The 17,008-nt window shown below is 67.9% G+C and carries 13 protein-coding genes; 10 read left to right on the top strand and 3 right to left on the bottom strand.

The genetic code is table 11. The features are described from left to right. Nucleotides 1-38: 38 nt before the first annotated feature. The gene (locus ACP59X_RS09335; RefSeq protein ID WP_428568371.1) at nucleotides 39-2,888 is read right to left on the bottom strand and encodes an FAD-binding and (Fe-S)-binding domain-containing protein; all 2,850 of its coding nucleotides are present in this window, start codon (nucleotides 2,886-2,888) and stop codon (nucleotides 39-41) included. 326 nt (nucleotides 2,889-3,214) lie between these two features. Between ACP59X_RS09335 and ACP59X_RS09330 the strand changes: the two genes are divergently transcribed. Next, a complete protein-coding gene (locus ACP59X_RS09330) occupies nucleotides 3,215-4,945 on the top strand; it encodes a DUF5343 domain-containing protein (protein ID WP_428568368.1) in 1,731 nt (576 codons plus the stop codon). 77 nt (nucleotides 4,946-5,022) lie between these two features. Here ACP59X_RS09330 and mtnP read toward each other — a convergent pair whose 3' ends face one another. Next, a complete protein-coding gene (gene mtnP, locus ACP59X_RS09325) occupies nucleotides 5,023-5,766 on the bottom strand; it encodes an S-methyl-5'-thioadenosine phosphorylase (protein ID WP_428568365.1) in 744 nt (247 codons plus the stop codon). Between the two features lie 146 nt (nucleotides 5,767-5,912). Then, nucleotides 5,913-6,428 (bottom strand): adenine phosphoribosyltransferase, encoded by a 516-nt coding sequence (locus ACP59X_RS09320; protein WP_428568362.1) that lies wholly within the window; start codon nucleotides 6,426-6,428, stop codon nucleotides 5,913-5,915. A 108-nt stretch (nucleotides 6,429-6,536) separates the two neighbouring features. Here ACP59X_RS09320 and ACP59X_RS09315 point away from each other — a divergent pair, with 108 nt between their 5' ends. The 9 genes from ACP59X_RS09315 (at nucleotide 6,537) to lnt (ending at nucleotide 16,999) form a co-directional block, all read left to right on the top strand. After that, nucleotides 6,537-7,865 (top strand): amidohydrolase, encoded by a 1,329-nt coding sequence (locus ACP59X_RS09315; protein WP_428568359.1) that lies wholly within the window; start codon nucleotides 6,537-6,539, stop codon nucleotides 7,863-7,865. An 86-nt stretch (nucleotides 7,866-7,951) separates the two neighbouring features. Further along, nucleotides 7,952-8,194, top strand: a complete 243-nt coding sequence (locus ACP59X_RS09310) for a PxxKW family cysteine-rich protein (RefSeq protein WP_428568356.1) — start codon at nucleotides 7,952-7,954, stop codon at nucleotides 8,192-8,194. A 148-nt stretch (nucleotides 8,195-8,342) separates the two neighbouring features. Next, on the top strand, nucleotides 8,343-9,572 hold the full coding sequence (locus ACP59X_RS09305; RefSeq protein WP_428568354.1) for a M20 family metallo-hydrolase: 1,230 nt from the start codon (nucleotides 8,343-8,345) through the stop codon (nucleotides 9,570-9,572). Nucleotides 9,573-9,673: 101 nt separating this feature from the next. Next, the gene (locus ACP59X_RS09300; RefSeq protein ID WP_428568351.1) at nucleotides 9,674-10,327 is read left to right on the top strand and encodes a class I SAM-dependent methyltransferase; all 654 of its coding nucleotides are present in this window, start codon (nucleotides 9,674-9,676) and stop codon (nucleotides 10,325-10,327) included. A gap of 127 nt (nucleotides 10,328-10,454) precedes the next feature. Next, nucleotides 10,455-11,255: a sulfotransferase family 2 domain-containing protein gene (locus tag ACP59X_RS09295; RefSeq protein WP_428568348.1), complete on the top strand. Its 801-nt coding sequence runs from the start codon at nucleotides 10,455-10,457 to the stop codon at nucleotides 11,253-11,255. Between the two features lie 120 nt (nucleotides 11,256-11,375). Beyond that, entirely contained in the window at nucleotides 11,376-13,250 is a 1,875-nt protein-coding gene (gene mnmG / locus ACP59X_RS09290) for a tRNA uridine-5-carboxymethylaminomethyl(34) synthesis enzyme MnmG (RefSeq protein ID WP_428568345.1), read from the top strand. A 2-nt stretch (nucleotides 13,251-13,252) separates the two neighbouring features. Then, the gene (locus ACP59X_RS09285; RefSeq protein WP_428568341.1) at nucleotides 13,253-14,356 is read left to right on the top strand and encodes a PilZ domain-containing protein; all 1,104 of its coding nucleotides are present in this window, start codon (nucleotides 13,253-13,255) and stop codon (nucleotides 14,354-14,356) included. 210 nt (nucleotides 14,357-14,566) lie between these two features. Beyond that, nucleotides 14,567-15,382 carry a hemolysin family protein gene (locus ACP59X_RS09280; RefSeq protein ID WP_428568339.1) on the top strand — a complete coding sequence of 272 codons (816 nt, stop codon included), beginning with the start codon at nucleotides 14,567-14,569 and terminating at the stop codon, nucleotides 15,380-15,382. Nucleotides 15,383-15,472: 90 nt separating this feature from the next. Next, the gene (gene lnt / locus ACP59X_RS09275) at nucleotides 15,473-16,999 is read left to right on the top strand and encodes an apolipoprotein N-acyltransferase (RefSeq protein ID WP_428568337.1); all 1,527 of its coding nucleotides are present in this window, start codon (nucleotides 15,473-15,475) and stop codon (nucleotides 16,997-16,999) included. The last annotated feature ends 9 nt before the right edge of the window (nucleotides 17,000-17,008 follow it).

Genomic DNA, 17,008 nt, shown 5'->3' with positions numbered 1-17,008 from the left:
CTTCCTCGCCGCGCCCCGGCCATGTCCTCTCCCCTTGCCTAGTCCGCCTTGGCGCGGCTGGTGCGGTCCACCAGGTAGACGATGGACTGGTAGGGCACCCCCGAGTGGTGGGACAGGCCGATTTCGCAGGTGCGGCTGTTGCAGTAGCCGGCCGTGGTCGACCCCGGCAACTGCCCCCGCAAGTCGGCCAGGGCGGCGGCGTTGAGTTCGGGATAGAAAAAGCCCCGGTCGCCGGCGAAGCCGCAGCAGTGGATGCCGCGCGGCACGACCACTTCCCGGGCGCAGGCCCGGGCCAGGGCGTTGAACCGGGCCGAAAGCCCCATCTTGACCGAGGAACAGGACACGTGCAGGGCCACCGTCTCGTCCACGGGGGTGATGTCGAGGTATTCCAGGCAGTGGTCGTGGATGAATTCCACGGGCTCGTGGAGCTTGAGCTTGGGTTCCATCTTGCAGCGCATGGCGTAGAGGCAGGGGCTGGCGTCGCACAGGATGGGGATGGCCCCGTCGCCGCTGGCCAGGCGCAGGGCCCCTTCCAGCTCGGCCGCCTTGCGGTCGGCCTCGTCCTTCATGCCCTTGGATTCGAGCGTCAGCCCGCAGCACAGCTCCTTCATCCCCTCGGGGAAGATGACGTCGTAGCCGGCCTTGGCCAGAACGGACATGACCGCCTCGTAAAGCCCCCGCTGGTCCGGGTCCAGGGCCGAGGGGCCCATGGCCCGGGTGGTGCAGCTCGGGAAATAGACCACCTGGCGCCCCTTGCCGGCCACGGTGTCGCGCAGGCAGGTCTTGGGCGCGCCCTTGGGGGCGTAGGGCGTCCAATAGGGCACGAGCCCCGGCGCGAGCCGGCGCAGGCCGTGGGTCATGGCGGTCATGGCCCGGGTGCCGAGCAGGCCGTGGACGGCCTGGGACAGCCGCAGGCCCTGGCGGGACAGGGTCGTGACCAGGCCGTAGTGGTCGGCCACCCACTTGCCGATGGCCCGGCCGCGCTCGGTGGACTCGCGGTGGCGGTAATCCTTGGTGAAAACGCCCGTGTCCACGCCGACCGGGCAAACCGTGGCGCACAGGCCGTCGGCGGCGCAGGTCTGGTTGCCGCCGTAGGCGTAGGCATCGTGAACGAGGTCGTACTGCGGCTTGTCGCCCTTGGCGGCGGCCAGGGCCATGTGGCGCTGCAGGGTGATGCGCTGGCGGGGGGTGGTGGTGACGTTGCGCGAGGGGCACACCGATTCGCAGTAGCCGCACTCGATGCAGGGGTCGATGAGCGGGCTCACCGGCGGCAGCGACTTCAGGTTTTTCATGTGCACTTGCGGGTCGTCGGTGAGGATCACGCCGGGGTTGAGGAGGTTTTGCGGATCAAAGGCGCGCTTTAAGCGCCGCATCAGCGCATAGGCGGTCTTGCCCCACTCCATTTCCACGAACGGGGCCATGTTGCGGCCCGTGCCGTGTTCGCCCTTGAGCGAGCCGTCGTAGCGGCCGACGACCATGGCGGTGACGTCGTTGACGAGTTTTTCGTAGTTGGCAACGGACACCGGGTCGGCGAAATCCGGGCAGAAGACGAAATGCAGGTTGCCCTCCAGGGCGTGGCCGAAAATGATGCCCTCGGGGAAGCCGTGGCCGGCCATGAGGCGCTGGAGCTCCACCGTGCCCTCGGCCAGGTGCTCGATGGGGAAGACCACGTCCTCGATGATGACGGCGCTGCCGGGCTTGCGCGCCCCGCCCACGGACGTGAAAAGCCCCCGGCGGATGTTCCACAGCTTCTCGTAGTCGTCCTTTTTGTCCATGAACACGAGGGGAAACAGCGGCTCGATGCCCGAGACGCGCGACAGTGCCTCCTCGATGCGGGAAAGCAACTCCGCCTTGTCCGCGCCCCGGACCTCGACCAGGATGGCGGCCGCGTCCGGGCCAAGCTCCTTCAGGAAAGCCGGCATGCCGGGCTTGTCCTCGACACTGCGCAACGAGGCCCGGTCCATGAGCTCCACGGCCGAGACGGTGCCGGTTTTAAGGGCCATGGTCGCCCGGCAGGCCTCGGCGATGGTGGGGTAGAACATCAGCGCCGAGGCCTTGAAGGGATGCTCGACGACGGTGCGGTAGGTGACCTCACTGATAAAGGCCAGGGTGCCCTCGGAGCCGATGACGAGGTGGAGCAGGATGTCGAAGGGGTCCTCGAAATCGACGAAGGCGTTTATGCCGTAGCCGGTGGTGTTCTTGATCTTGAACTTGCGCCGGATGCGCGCGGCCAGTTCCGGGTCGGCCAGGATCTCGGCGCGGATGGCCGACAGTTCGGAAAGGAGCGCCGCGTGGGTCACGGCGAAGCGGGCTTTCGAGACGGGGTCGGCGGTGTCCAGGCTGTCGCCGTCCGCGAACACGAGTTTCATGGATTCCACGGTCTTGTAGCTGTTTTCCGCCGTGCCGCAACACATGCCCGAGGAGTTGTTGGCGGCGATGCCGCCGATCATGCAGGCGCCGATGGAGGCCGGGTCCGGGCCGATCTTGCGGCCGAAGGGCGCCAGCAGGACGTTGGCCTCGGCACCGATGACGCCGGGTTCCAGGCTCACGTGGCCGGCGCCGGGGTGGATGCGGGCGCCGCGAAACCGGCCGGCCAGGTAGACCAGGACGGAATCGGTCAGGGCCTGGCCCGAGAGGCTCGTGCCGGCGGTGCGAAAGGTGACGGCCACCTTGGTATCTGAGGCGGCGCGCAACAGCCAGGCCACTTCCCGGGCGTCTTTGACCTTGACCACGATCTTGGGCACGAGCCGGTAGAAACTGGCGTCGTCACCCAGGGCCAGGGTGTGGAACGGCCCCAGGAAAATACGGTCGGCGGGGATGAAGCCGCTGACGCGGTCGTGGAAATCCTTATGGGCGGCGGGCAGGCTTGCGGCATGAGGGGCTGACATGGCTTGCTCCTTGGATCGAGGGGGGGCACCTCGCGGTTGTGCCAGGATAGGCTTCCATGCCACGAAATTCATCCTTCCGGCAACAATTCGACACGGATCGGCGCAAACGAGACAAACAAGAGGCTTATTGCCCGAATTGATTTCATACGCCCCAGTCCGGGCGTGACAACGGGCCTGTTTGTGTTTATCATTCCCGTCTAGGTAGGCAATAGTTTCCATAGGAACATTGGACGAGGTATACGACCTTGTTGTTTGGACTCTTCACTCCCCGCGAAACCCCGCTTCCGCCGTCGTTTCGCATAGCGCCAAATACGGATACGAAGATCATGTCGCTGCCCAATGCGTACTCCTTGAAAACAGCCAGTATCCCTGCCTATTTTGAATGCATAATGAAGGCTGACATACCGGATGTTTTCGATGTCTCGTTCATGACGAGCATCGGGTTTCGTTATGCTATCGATAGATCCTTTATCGACATCCTCAAGGAACTGCATTTCCTCAGCGACAACGGCATGCCGACCAAGCGCTACATCGATTTCCACCACCGCAACCAGGCCAGAACCGCCCTTCTCGACGGCATCCACGAAGCCTATTCGAAACTGTTCGACCAGCAGCCCCAGGCCGACAGCCTTTCCGACCAGGAAATCATCGGGGTCCTCAAGCAGCTCTATGGCGGCAAGAAAACGGATATGATGGTCAACGGCATCGCCAACACGTTCCTGGCCCTTTGCCGCTATGCCAAGGAGGCGGATTTCAGCCCGGCCCCGGCCGAGCCCCAGGCAGCCTCGGCGACACACACCGCCGGCGACGACGGCCCCTCCGTGGCCGCTTCGCTACGGTCCCAGGCCCGGGAGAACGCCGTCAGGGAAACGTCGGAGGCCGCGCCTTCCCCGCAAAGCCCCTCGCCGCTCCCCACGCCCGAACCGGGTCCGCAACCGGAGGCGGCGGCGCCGCAAGCAGCACCGAGGGCACCGGACCAAGGCCGCCACGCCCCGGCGGACCTGCCGCCCCCCCTGGTCCTGGAACCGGAAGCGGACCGGCCCATCGCCGACCCAGCCGAGCCCGGTCTTCCCGCCGCGGCCGAGACTTTGGCACCCTCGCAACGGCCCGAACCGGTCCAGGCGCAGCCCCTCGTCCTGGAACTGGAGCCCCTCGAGCCGGCTGCCCCACCGTTGGCGCCGCAGACGGCGACGGAAACGGAAGCCACCCCGAGGTTTGTGCCGGAAATGGAACTGCCGCTTGTCCTCGAACTGGAGTCCGAAGCCGCGCCCCCAAACGTCACCCCCACTGCCGCCTCCGGGCCGGCCGCACCGCTTTTCTTCGAACTGGAGCCGGAAGACCCGCCGCACACGGCCCGGGAGGCCGACCCAGTGGGGGCTGTAACCCCACCGGCCCCAGCCGAGGCCAGCGGGCCACTTGCCCTGGAACTGGAACCCGAAGCCGCGCTTTTAGCGACCGGGGCCGCGACAACGGTTCCCAGCGCCTCCCCGCTGCCACCGCCGGCCACCGTCCAGGCCGGCCAGGGCCAGCCCAACACCCTGGACCCGACACCCGCCGCCGCGCCCCGGAAAACGGAACCGGCCAGGCCAGTCACGCCCCCCTTGTCGGACGGCCCCCTGGCGGCGACCACAACGCCTGACGCCCAGGCCGGCGCGGCGCACTCGCCGACCGCCAGCCCGCACACCGAGCCAGGGGAGACCGTGGCCGGCCCGCAACCGCCTTTGGCGGCACAGGCGCCGGCCGAGCCCGAAAACGCCCCGTCCCACGCGGAGCGCCCCGACCGGCCGTCCGGCGCGACCGTGCCCCACCCCCTGCTCTTTCACCTTGAAATCCCGGCCCCCCCGGCCGACGCCGCGGCAACGTCAGCCGCGCCCCAGGCCGCCCCGGACGTCGCGTCCCCTTCGGCCGATTCCCCGTTGCGCCACTCCACCGGCAACGGCGCGGCCAAGCCCCAGCGCTGCCCCATCCAGATCGTCCTGCCCGAAAGCCGCGACGAGGCCGTCTACGACGCCATCTTCGCCAGTCTCAAGCGGCATCTGTTCCCCCTGGGCAAATAGCCCCGCTTGCCTCAATAAAAAGGCGTCCCCCGGCCGGGGGACGCCTTTTATCAAGCCGCGCGGACACCGCGCCAGGGTCACATCGCCCGGACCACCTCCAGGAGCACGTTCGTGACCTTCTCGGCGTTCTCCTTGAATATCGTGACGATTTCCTCCCAATTGACCGGCGGTTCGTCCGTCTTCCAGCAGTCGTAGTCCGTGCTCATGGCCACGGCGGCGTAGGGCAGGCCGGCCTCCACGGCCAGGGCGCACTCCGTGGCCACGCTCATGTTGATGACATCGGCGCCCCAGGCCCGGAACATGTTGGATTCGGCCCGGGTGGAAAAACGCGGCCCTTCGATGGTCACCACCGTGCCCTTGTCGTGGTGGCGGTAGCCGAACTTGCGGCAGGCGGCGATGAGCAACTGGCGCAGCGGTTCGGAAAACGGATCGGCCATGGGCGTATGGGCCGGGTTGTGCGGTTCGAAGCGCTCGTGGAAGGTCAGGTGGCGGCGCTTGGTGAAGTCGATGAACTGGTCGAGGATGACCAGGTCGCCCCGGCCGATCTCCTGGCGCAGGGACCCCACGGCCGTGGTGGACAGGATGGCCGCGCAGCCGATCTTGCGCAGGGCGTGGATGTTGGCCCGGTAGTTGACGTGGCTGGGCGTGGCCGTGTGGGAACGGCCGTGGCGGGCCAGCAGCACCACGTCCTTGCCGCCGAGCCGGCCCTGGCGCAGCGTCGAGTTGGGCGGCCCGTAGGGGGTGTCCAGCTCGATGTCGGAGACGTTGTCGAGGATATTGGGGTCGTCCAGGCCGCTGCCGCCGATGATGCCGATTTTCATGGTTTTCCTTCCATCGCTTCCGCCAGCCAGGGCGGACGGTTGCATGTCGTCGAAAGGGTAAGCCCCAGCGCCGCGACCGGGCCGGAAGCGGCCCGGCGGCCCGACGCCGCACCCGGCCCCGAGGCCGGCGCCAAAGGGGAACGAGGCTACGCGATCTGCAGGATGCTCTCGCAGCCGTAGGTTTTGAACTGCTCCCGGCCGTTTAAAAACGACAGTTCGATGACCACGCCGATGCCGGCGATCTGGGCGCCGAAGTCCTCCACCAGCTTGACGACGCCCGAGAGCGTGCCGCCGGTGGCCAGCAAGTCGTCGATGACCAGGACCTTCTCGCCCCGCAGCAGGGCGTCCTCGTGCATGCACAGCGTGTCCGAGCCGTATTCCAGGTCATAGGACACGGACCTTGTCTTGTAGGGAAGCTTGCCGGGCTTGCGCACGGGCACGAAGCCGATGCCCATCTTGTAGGCCAGGGCGGCGCCGAAAATGAAGCCCCGGGCCTCGGCGGCCACGATCTTGGTGGCCTTGGAATCGGCGAAACGTTGGGCCAGCAGATCCACGGCCTGGCGAAAGCCGTCGGGATCGCCCAGAAGCGGCGTGATATCGAAAAAGAGGATGCCCTGCTTGGGATAGTCGGGGATGTCGCGAACGAGTTTGCGCAGATCCATGGCCGTCTCCTTGAAAATACGGACTGGTACGGTACCCGGATAGGGATTTTGGGCAACCCGGTCAAGCCGGGCTTGGCCGGGCCGGCAAGGTAGGCTAGGACACGACCCATGGAACACACCCCCCTGCCCTGCGACACCCTGGTCACGGCCGGCCTGATCGTCACCCAGGACGACGAGCGGCGCCTGTTGCCTAACGCCGCCCTGGCCATAACCGACGGCCGCATCGCCGCCCTGGGGCCGGCGGAGGAACTATCCCGGCGCTTCGTTCCCGCCGCGGCCCTGGACCTCTCGGGCTGCCTGGTCCTGCCGGGGCTTGTCAACACCCACACCCACGCGGCCATGACCCTGCTGCGGGGCCTGTGCGACGACGCGCCGCTTACGACCTGGCTCTCCGCGCATATCTGGCCGGCCGAGGCCAGGCTCACGGCCGAGGCCGTGCGCCTGGGCACGGCCCTTGCCTGCGCCGAAATGCTGGCCTCGGGCACGACCTGCTTCCTGGACGCCTACCTTTTCGTGGATGCCGTGGCCGACGCGGCCGCGGCGTCGGGCCTGCGGGCCGTGCTGTGCCAGGGCGTGTTCGAGATCGAAAACGCCGGGTTCAAGACCGTGGACGCGGCCTTCGCCTCGGCCGCCGCCCTGGCCGACCGGCTGGCCGGCCACGACCGGCTGCGCCCCGCCATCTTCCCCCACGCCGTCTACACCTGCTCGGCGGCGACCCTTACCCGTTGCGCCGCCTTCGCCCGGGACAGGCAGGTGCTCCTGTCCACCCACGCCGCCGAGACGGCCAAGGAAAACGAGGATTGCCGCGCCGCCAACGGCACCCGGGTCATCCCCTACCTCCACGGCCTGGGGCTGCTCGGCCCGGGCCGGCTGCTGGCCCACGGCGTGGCCCTGGACGCGGCCGACATGGGCCTGCTGGCCGCAACCGGCACGGCCGTGGCCCATTGCCCGAAAAGCAACCTGAAGCTGGCCAGCGGCATCGCCCCCGTGGAGGCCCTGCGCCGGGCGGGCGTGACCGTGGGCCTGGGTACCGACGGCGCGGCCAGCAACAATGCCCTGAACCTTTTCGGGGAGATGGGCACGGCGGCGCTTGTGCAGAAAGTGGCCACCGGCGACCCCACGGCCCTGGAGGCCGGGGCCGCCCTGGACATGGCCACGCGCGACGGGGCGGCCGCCCTCGGCTGGCCGGAGCTTGGCCGGCTGACCGTGGGCGGCCCGGCCGACCTGTGCGCCCTGGACCGGTCGCGGCCGCAACTGGCCCCGGGGCTCGACCCCGTGTCCGACTGCGTCTACGCGGCCAGCGGCGGCGAGGTCTGCTGCACCATGGTGGCGGGCAAGGTGCTCTACCGCGACGGCGCCTTCCCCGGCCTCGACTACCCCGGGCTGCTGCGGGCCTTCCGGGAGGCCTCCGGCAGGATCACCGGCCGCACCCCTTGACAAGGCCGCCGGGCTCCATAATAAAGGCTGGCTTTGCGCTGAAAACTTTCCCGCGCCCTTTCCCGCGCGGTCCGGAGGGTATCCCAATGTCCCAGGTCATCACCATCAATGGCGTCGAATGCCATCCCATCGTGGAAAAATGCGTGGGCTGCGACCGCGTCCTGGAGCAGGACGGAGGCAAATACTGTAAGAGCTATCCCCTGCCCGAACGCAAATGGGCGCAGAAGGTCTGCAACTTCGCCACCCACGTCAAACTCGAAGTCGACAAGGGCGGCAAGGTCAACATCAACCCCTTGAAGGCTTCCAAGCGCGCCGCCCGCGGCCGCTAGGCGACCGACACCCCATCCGTACGCCCTGCCGGGAGGTTCGCGCCTCCCGGCTTTTTGCGTTGCGCACATCCGGTTTGCCATCCCCCGGCCCAGGCGTTATGAGGGGACGGTTCGCCTCCCCTTTCGACAACCCCTTCCCGGAGCTCGTATGTTAGACGCCCTGCTTTCCCGCCTTGCCGACAAACGCGACCTGGTCATCGACCTGCAACGCGAACTGACCGCCATCCCGGCCCTGGGGCCGGACAACGGCGGCCCCGGCGAACGGGAAAAGGCCGACCGGCTCAAAACCCTCCTGGCCGCCATGGGCTTCCCCGAGCCCCGCGAAATAAACGCCCCCGACCCGCGCGTGCCCTGCGGCCACCGGCCCAACCTGGCCGTGGTCCTCCCCGGCGCCGACACCTCCCGCACCTTCTGGGTCATCTCCCACCTCGACATCGTGCCCCCGGGCGACCGTGCCCTGTGGCGCGGCGACCCCTACACCCTGGAAGTGGACGGCGACCTCCTCTACGGGCGCGGCGTCGAGGACAACCAGCAGGCCGTGGTCAGCTCCATCCTCCTCGGCAAGGCCCTGCTCGAAACCGGCACCACGCCCCCCATCAATTACGGCATGCTGTTCGTGGCCGACGAGGAAACCGGCAGCAAATACGGCCTGGACTACGTGGCCGCCCACCACGACGGGCTTTTCACCAGGGAAGACCTCTTCCTCGTGCCCGATTTCGGCCTGCCCAGCAGCGAGATGGTGGAAGTCGCCGAAAAAAGCATGTTGTGGTACAAGGTCATCGTCAAGGGCAAGCAGTGCCATGCCTCCACCCCCGAGGACGGCATCAACTCCCTGTCCGCGGCCGCGCTTTTCATCCTCAAGATCCCCAAGCTCTACGAACGCTTCCCGGCCAAAAATCCGCTGTTCCAGCCGGCCAATTCCACCTTCGAGCCGACGAAAAAGGAAGCCAACGTGGACAACGTCAACACCATCCCCGGCCGGGACGTCTTCTACGTCGATTGCCGGGTCCTGCCCGAATACAACCTCGACGACGTGACGGCGGCCATCCGGGCCTACGGCCGCGAGGTCGAGGCCGCCTGCGGCGTGACCATCGACTACGAGGTCGTCCAGCAGGAACAAGCCGCCCCGGCCACGCCCGAGGACGCACCCATCGTGCGCAAGGTCATGGACGGCATCCAGGCCGTCTACGCCGGCGCCCAGCCGCGCCCCATGGGCATCGGCGGCGGCACCGTGGCCGCCTACCTGCGCCGGCGCGGCTACCCGGCCGTGGTCTGGGCCACCCTCGAACACAACGCCCACCAGCCCAACGAACGCACCAGCATCGCCAAGACCATCGGCGACGCCCAGGTCATGGCCCACGTGCTGGCCGGGGCGTAAGGCGCAAGACGGAAGAGGGAAGAGGAAAGATGCCTCCGGCGGCCAGGAGGGGCCTGAGGCCCCTCCTGGACCACCCCCAAAGGGGGCAAGGGACGACGGCCATGGACATAAAGCGAGCCTGGAAAAAGCTGCTCATGGGGCAGTGCCGCCGGCCGGGGGGCATCCTCGGCGAATACATCGGCCGGCGCATGAATCGCAGCCATTTCGCGCTGACCACCTGGGGGCTGGCCCATGTGGCCATCGCCCCGGACGCCGACGTGCTCGACATCGGCTGCGGCGGCGGGCGCACCCTGGAGCGGCTGGCCGCGCTCGCCCCCAGGGGCCGCATCCACGGCATCGACGCCTCGGAAAAAAGCGTGGCCATGTCCCGGCGCCACAATGCCCAGGCCCTCGCCTCGGGCCGGATGGAGGTGCGCCTGGCCTCGGTTGCTGCCCTGCCCTTCGCGGACGCGACCTTCGACCTGGCCACGGCCGTGGAAACCCACTATTTCTGGCCAAACCTCGCCGCCGACCTGGCCGAGGTCCGGCGGGTGCTGCGCCCGGGCGGCCGGCTGCTTGTGCTCGGCGAAGTCTACGACACCCCGAAATTCGACGCCCGCAACCGGAAATGGCTGGAGCTGGTGCCCATGGCCTACCTGACCGTGGCCCAGTTCCGTACCCTTTTCGAAACCGCCGGCTTCACCGACATCGTCATCGACGAGGAAGCCGACCACGGCTGGATCTGTTGTGTCGGAAAAACCCCGGGAATCGCCTGAGCATCGCCTCTGTTGCCGGCAAGGACCGGTCGGAGGGCGGCCCGTGGCCAAGACGGGCCAGGGACCGCAACAGTGGGCATAGCCCAGCCAAGGCGCCGGATGTCGCCGCGTCTCACCGCGAGGAAGCATGAAGCCCGTACCGATCATCCACATGCATATCCCCAAGACGGCCGGCTCCACGACGACAACCATGCTGCTGCAATCGTTTCGTGACGAGGAGGTCTTTCTCTGCGGCAACAACAAATTCAATCTGAATCATTACCAGAGCAATATCTATTTCACATCGTTGCCTGACGAGGAAAAAGCCCGCTACAAGTTCATCGCCGGCCATGTGGAATTCGCATTGATCCAAAGCTACCCCGCCCCGCATTTCTCCTTCACTTTTTTGCGCAATCCGATTTCCCGAATCAATTCCATGTACTTCTACATAAAACAAAATCCCCGCCACCACCTCCATGCCCTGCTCGTCAACGACAACATCTCCATGGAAGCCTTCTGCCGCCTCAAACTGTGGCACGAACTGGACAACGGCATGTGCCGCCGCCTGTCCGGCCTGGCGGATGCCGTTCCCTATGGGCAATGCGACAGTGGGGTCCTGGAGCAGGCCAAGTACAACCTGACCAACAACATCAGCTTTTTTGGCTTGCAGGAGCGATTCAACGAATCCATTTTCCTGCTGCTTTACACCTTGGACGACCTGGCCTCGCTGGAATACCATCGCAAAAATACGACCAAGGTCAAAAAAAACGACCGCTCCCTGACCGGTTCCGAACACGAGGCCCTGGCCGAGTCCAACCAATACGACCTCCAGCTCTACGAATACGCCAGGGAACTGTATGCCGCGCGCAACAAGCCCCTGACCACGCTCCTCGCCAAACCGCTCAACAGCTATCTGCTGGCCATGAAAAAAAAGGAGCAGGCTTCCTGATGCCCCCCCTCGTTCACGGCAACATCGATTCCCCTTCTCCCCTGCCAGGGGGTCCGTGGGGGATGCTTCCCCCCGGCGGGGTCCAAGGGCAGCGCCCCTGGCCCCCGGAGGCTCTCCCCCATGCATGACTGCATCGTGGTCGGCGCCGGCCATGCCGGGTGCGAGGCGGCCATGGCCGCCGCCAGGCTCGGCCTGCGCACGCTGCTTGTGACCCAAAACGTGGACCGCATCGGCCACCTGTCCTGCAACCCGGCCATCGGCGGCCTGGCCAAGGGCCACATGGTGCGCGAGATCGACGCCCTGGGCGGCATGATGGGCCTGTGGGCCGACGCCGCCGGCATCCAGTTCCGCATCTTAAACACCCGCAAGGGGCCGGCCGTGCGCGCCACGCGGGCGCAAATCGACCGCGACGCCTACATGGCCGTGGTCAAGCGGGACGTCTTTGCCCAGGCGGGCCTCGACGTGCGCCAGGACACGGTGGAGGCGGTGCTGGCCGAGGGCGGCCGGGCGGCCGGGGTGCTGACGGGCTCGGGCGAGGCCTTTGGCGCCCGGGCGGTGCTGCTGACCACCGGCACGTTCCTCTGCGGCCTCATCCACATCGGCCTGACCCAACGGCGCGGCGGGCGCCTGGGTGACCCGGCGGCCGAGGGGCTCTCGGCCAGCCTTATCGGCCACGGCCTGCGCCTGGGGCGGCTTAAGACCGGCACCACGCCACGCCTTCTGGCCAGATCCATCGATTTCGCCGCGACCACGCCCCAGCCCGGCGACGACCCGCCGCCCGGCTTCAGCTTCCACGGCCCGGGGCCGGTGCTGCGCCAGGTGCCCTGCCACCTGACCTACACCAACGAACGCACCCACGCGGCCATCCGGGCCGGCTTCGACCGGTCGCCGCTTTTTACCGGCGTCATCGAAGGCACGGGCGCCCGCTACTGCCCGTCGGTGGAGGACAAGGTGGCGCGGTTTCCCGAGCGCGACCGCCACCACGTGTTCCTCGAGCCCGAGGGCCTGGACAGCCCGGAGATCTACCCCAACGGCATCTCCACCAGCCTGCCCATCGAAACCCAAAAGGCCATGATCGCCACCATCCCGGGGCTGGAGCGGGCGCAAATCGTGCGGCCGGGCTATGCCATCGAATACGATTACGCCGACCCGGTGCAGCTTCTGCCGACGCTCGAAACCAAAGCCCTGCCCGGGCTCTTTCTGGCCGGCCAGATCAACGGCACCTCGGGCTACGAGGAGGCGGCCGCCCAGGGGCTGTGGGCGGCGCTGAACATCGTGTGCGCCGCAACCGGCCGGCCGCCCTTTTTGCCGCGCCGCGACCAGGCCTACATGGCCGTGCTCGTCGACGACCTGGTCACCAAGGGCACGGCCGAGCCCTACCGCATGTTCACCTCCCGGGCCGAGCACCGGCTGCTGCTGCGCGAAGGCAACGCCGACGCCCGCCTCACGCCCCTTGGCCGCGAACTGGGCCTGGTGGGCGACCGGCAATGGGCGCTTTTTTCCGGCAAGGAGACGGCCCTGGCCGGGGTCCTGGAAGGGTTGGCCGCGCGCCGGGCCCGGCCCGACGACTGCGACGAGGCCACCTGGCTGGCCCTGGGCGGCAAGCCCCTGGACCGCAGTGTGCGCCTGGACGAACTGCTGCGCCGCCCGGAAGTGGCCCTGGCCGACCTGCGCCGCTTCTGGCCCGACATCGAGGCCCTGTCCCCGGAGGCGGCCGAGGAGGCCCAAACGCGGGTCAAGTACGAGGGCTACCTGCGCCGCCAGTCCGAGCTGGCCGCCCGCCTGGGCCGGCTGGACGCGGTCGCCCTGCCGCCGGGCCTCGACTACGCCGCCGTGGCCGGGCTGTCGCGGGAGGTGGTGGAAAAGCTGACCCGGGTCGCGCCGTCGAGCCTCGGCCAGGCCGGGCGCATCTCCGGGGTGACGCCGGCGGCTCTTTCCTGCCTGGAAATCCACCTCAAAAAAATCGCCGGCCAGCCCAAGGCCTTGTGCCCGTAACGATGTTCGCTTATGAACGTTTCATGGGTGATTTCGGGGCACTGGACACACTGCCGGCGCTGACGAGCCTGTTCGATCCGGGCTGGTGGGACCGCATGCGCGATTCCACCACCTCGGGCCACATTTCCCCGGAAGCGCTCATCCTCACGGCCGTCGTCTTCGGCCTGGCCTTTTTGGTCATCGCCGCCGGCTTTTTCATCAAGATCCGGTTCGGCCGCGCCGACGCGCCGCCCACCACCTGGATCGTGCGGCCGGGCGAGATCCGGGCCCTGCTCGACACGGCCTTGACCCAGCGCAGCAAGGTGCGGGTCAGCTTCGTGCGCGACGACGCCGGCGCGCGCTCCACCGATGCCACCATCCTGTCCGTGGACCCGGTCCGGGGCATCGAGATGGAGATGACCTCCCTGGTGCGGGCCACCCCGAGTTGGGTCGGCAAGCTCGTGGCCTGCGACTTCCGGCTGCGCCTGGATCCCCGCAAGGACTACCACAGCTTTTACGGTTTCGTTTCGGCCATCGCCGCCGTGCGCCTGGCCGGCGACGACTTCGTGCACATGACCGTGACCTGGCCCAAGCACCTGGAGTTGGAACAGAAACGCGGCTTCCTGCGCATCGAGCCGCCGCGAAACTTCGTGCTGGAACTGGAAGTGTGGCACGAAAACACGGTCAAGACGGCCCATGGCCGGTTCGGCAATCCGTCCACCTGGGGCGAGCCGCTGCTACGGCTCGATCCGCGCCTCGAACCGCCGCTTATCGAGGTGCGCAACATCTCCGGCGGCGGCGTGCGCCTGGAGGTCCTGTCCGAAGGCCTGCAGGGCCACAAGGCCCTGTTCGAACCCACAGGCCGTTTCCTCATGCGCTTGGTGCTGGCCGAGCCCGAGGCCGACCAGCCCCTGGAGTTCCATCTGGCCCTGCGCCTGCAAAACGTCTACGGCGACCCGGGCAGCGCCGGCAAGAAGGGCTTCGGCTTTCGCATCGTGAGCTTCGGCGTGCCCTCCGACGCCCCGGGCGATGCCCTGTCCTGGAAAACGGCGGCCTCCGGCGCCCCGGCCCTGGACGACTGGGCCTTCCGGCGGCATCTGTCCATGTACCGCTCCCGGGGGGAATAGGCGCGCTTGGCCAGGGCCAGCGGGGCCGGGCCTTCCCATGGGCCGCCCCCGGGGGGCCGGGCGCGGCGCGGCCGCCTCCGCCATGGACGGCGCGGGCCGATTTGAGTATGGGGGACGGGTTTTCGTAGCGCCCGTCACCAAGTTGCAACGCATGGCGGCCATGATGCCCGGATACGCGTGGCCGCGGACGGGAAGACAAGGAGCGAGAGGTTGGACGACGATTCCGACAGTCGATTTTGGGGTGCCCTGGGGAAATTTTTCCGCCAGAAAAACATCTCCATCGAGGAGCTGATCCAGGAGGCGCGCGGCGAAGGCACGCTCATCGCGGAAGACGCCTCCATGCTGCTCAACATCCTGCGCCTGGAGAAAAAACAGGTCTTCGACATCATGGTGCCACGCCCGGACATCGTCTGCGCCGAGGCCGACGACGGCATCGCGGCCATCTGCGACCTGATCAAGACCCACGGCCACTCCCGCATCCCCATCTACGAGGGCAACCGCGACAACATCCTCGGCATCGTCTACGCCAAGGACTTGCTGGCGCACATCGTCGGGGCCTGCGGCGAATACCCCGATCCCCGCTCCATCATGCGCGCCCCGCTGTTCATCCCCGAAACCCTCAACCTCAAGAAGATGCTGCTGGAATTTCGCAGCCAGAAAAAACACATGGCCGTGGCCCTGGACGAATACGGCGGCACCTCGGGGCTGCTCACCCTGGAGGACGTGCTGGAGGAGATCGTCGGCGAGATCGAGGACGAGCACGACCCCAGCAAGCCCGAGGAAATCCAGGAGATCGAAAAGGATGTCTTCCTCGTGTCCGGCCGCTACCCCCTGGAGGACCTCGACGCCGCCCTGGGCCTCGAACTGGAGTCCGAGCAGGTGGAGACCATCGGCGGCTTCCTGACCGAACTGGCCGGCCGCGTGCCGCGCCAGGGCGACGCCTTCACCCTGGAAGGCCGCCGATTCACCATCCGCGAGGCCGACCGCCGGCAGATCCGCTGGATCGTCATCGAACCGGCCGCGTAACGGGGTTTCCCCGGCGGTCCCCGGCGGCAGGCCTTCCGCCGCGACCGTGCGCGCGCCCCGCCAAACCCGAGGCACCCCCGACAGACCACCGTGACAACAGCATGCATCCTGGCCGTGCTCGGGAGTTGGCTCGGCTTTGCCAACCCGCTGTACCGCCTGCCCCTTCTGGCCCTGGCCCTGCCGGCCGGCCTGGCTTTCGCCGCCGCGCGCGCCCCTTCGGCCACAGCCGCGGCCAAGGCCGGCTATTGGGTCGGCGCCGCCGCGGCCTGCGCCAGCCTCTACTGGACGGCCCTGCCCCTGCACGACTACGGCGGCCTGGCCTGGCCGTTGGCCGTACCGGCGCCCGTGCTCATGGGCCTGGTGCTTGGGCTGTACACCATGGCCCTGGCCCTGCTGGCCCGCCTGGCGGCCGAGCGGCTCTCCCCCTGGCTTTTTGGCCCGTTTTTCGCCCTGGCCTGGACCGTCATGGAGATGGCCCGGGGGACGCTTTTCACGGGTTTTCCCTGGCTCACCCTGGCCGCGGCCTTCTCGCCCTGGCCGGCGGCCATCCAGGGCGCGGCCTTCCTCGGCGCCTACGGCCTGTCCGGGCTCCTGGCCGGGCTTTTGGCCTGGCTGGTGGTGTGCGGCCCCGTTTCCCGCCAGGGGCTTGTGGCCGTGGCCGGGCTGGCGGCGCTTTTTTTCCTCGGCAACGGCCGGGCCGGCCAGAGCGCGCCCCGCGACGGCACCATCCACGCCACCATCGTCCAGGGCAACGTGGACCAGAGCCGCAAATGGGACCCCGACAGCCAGCTCGAAACCGTGGAAAAATACGTGTCCCTGTCGCGCCAGGCCATAAAGGACGCGCCCACGGACCTGCTGGTGTGGCCCGAGACCACCATGCCCTTCTACTACCAGGACCACGGCCCGCTGGCCGCGCGCCTGATCGATTTCGCCGCCGCGGCGGGCACGCCGGTGCTGTTCGGCGCCCCGGCCTACGGCCGCACCCTCGGCGGCCACGTCCTTTTCAACCGCGCCTACCTGCTCGCCCCGACCGGCGAGGAGGGCACCTACGACAAGGAACACCTGGTGCCGTTTGGCGAGTACGTGCCCCTTGGCCGATTCCTGCCCTTCATCCACAAGCTGGTGGACGGGGTGGGGGATTTCCGGCCGGGCAAATCCGAAGCGCCCTTGCGGGTGGGCCGCCTTGCCCTGGGCGTGCTCATCTGCTATGAAGCGATCTTTCCGGAACTGGCGCAACAGCGCGTGGAGGCGGGGGCCAACATCCTGGTCAACATCTCCAACGACTCCTGGTTCGGCGATTCCGCCGCCCCGCGCCAACACCTCGACCTGGCCGTACTGCGGGCCGTGGAGCAGGGGCGGGCCATCATCCGGGGCACCAACTCGGGCATTTCCGCCGTGATCGATCCCCGGGGCCGCCTCATGGCCCAGGGCGGGCTTTTCACCACCCTGACCCTGCCCTGCCCGGAGGTTCCGGTGGTGTCGGAAACGACCTGGTACCACCGCAACCATGCCGTGCTCACCTGGGCGGCGCCGGTACTGCTGGCCCTGGCCTGCCTGGCCTGCGCCGTCCTGCCCAAACGCCGCCACGGCCAACCCGGCCGCGGCATAACCCTATAACCGAGCGAT

This window comes from Solidesulfovibrio sp. DCME, from assembly GCF_049995385.1.
Classification (GTDB): Bacteria; Desulfobacterota; Desulfovibrionia; order Desulfovibrionales; family Desulfovibrionaceae; genus Solidesulfovibrio.
This window is presented reverse-complemented; position numbering and strand designations above follow the sequence as displayed.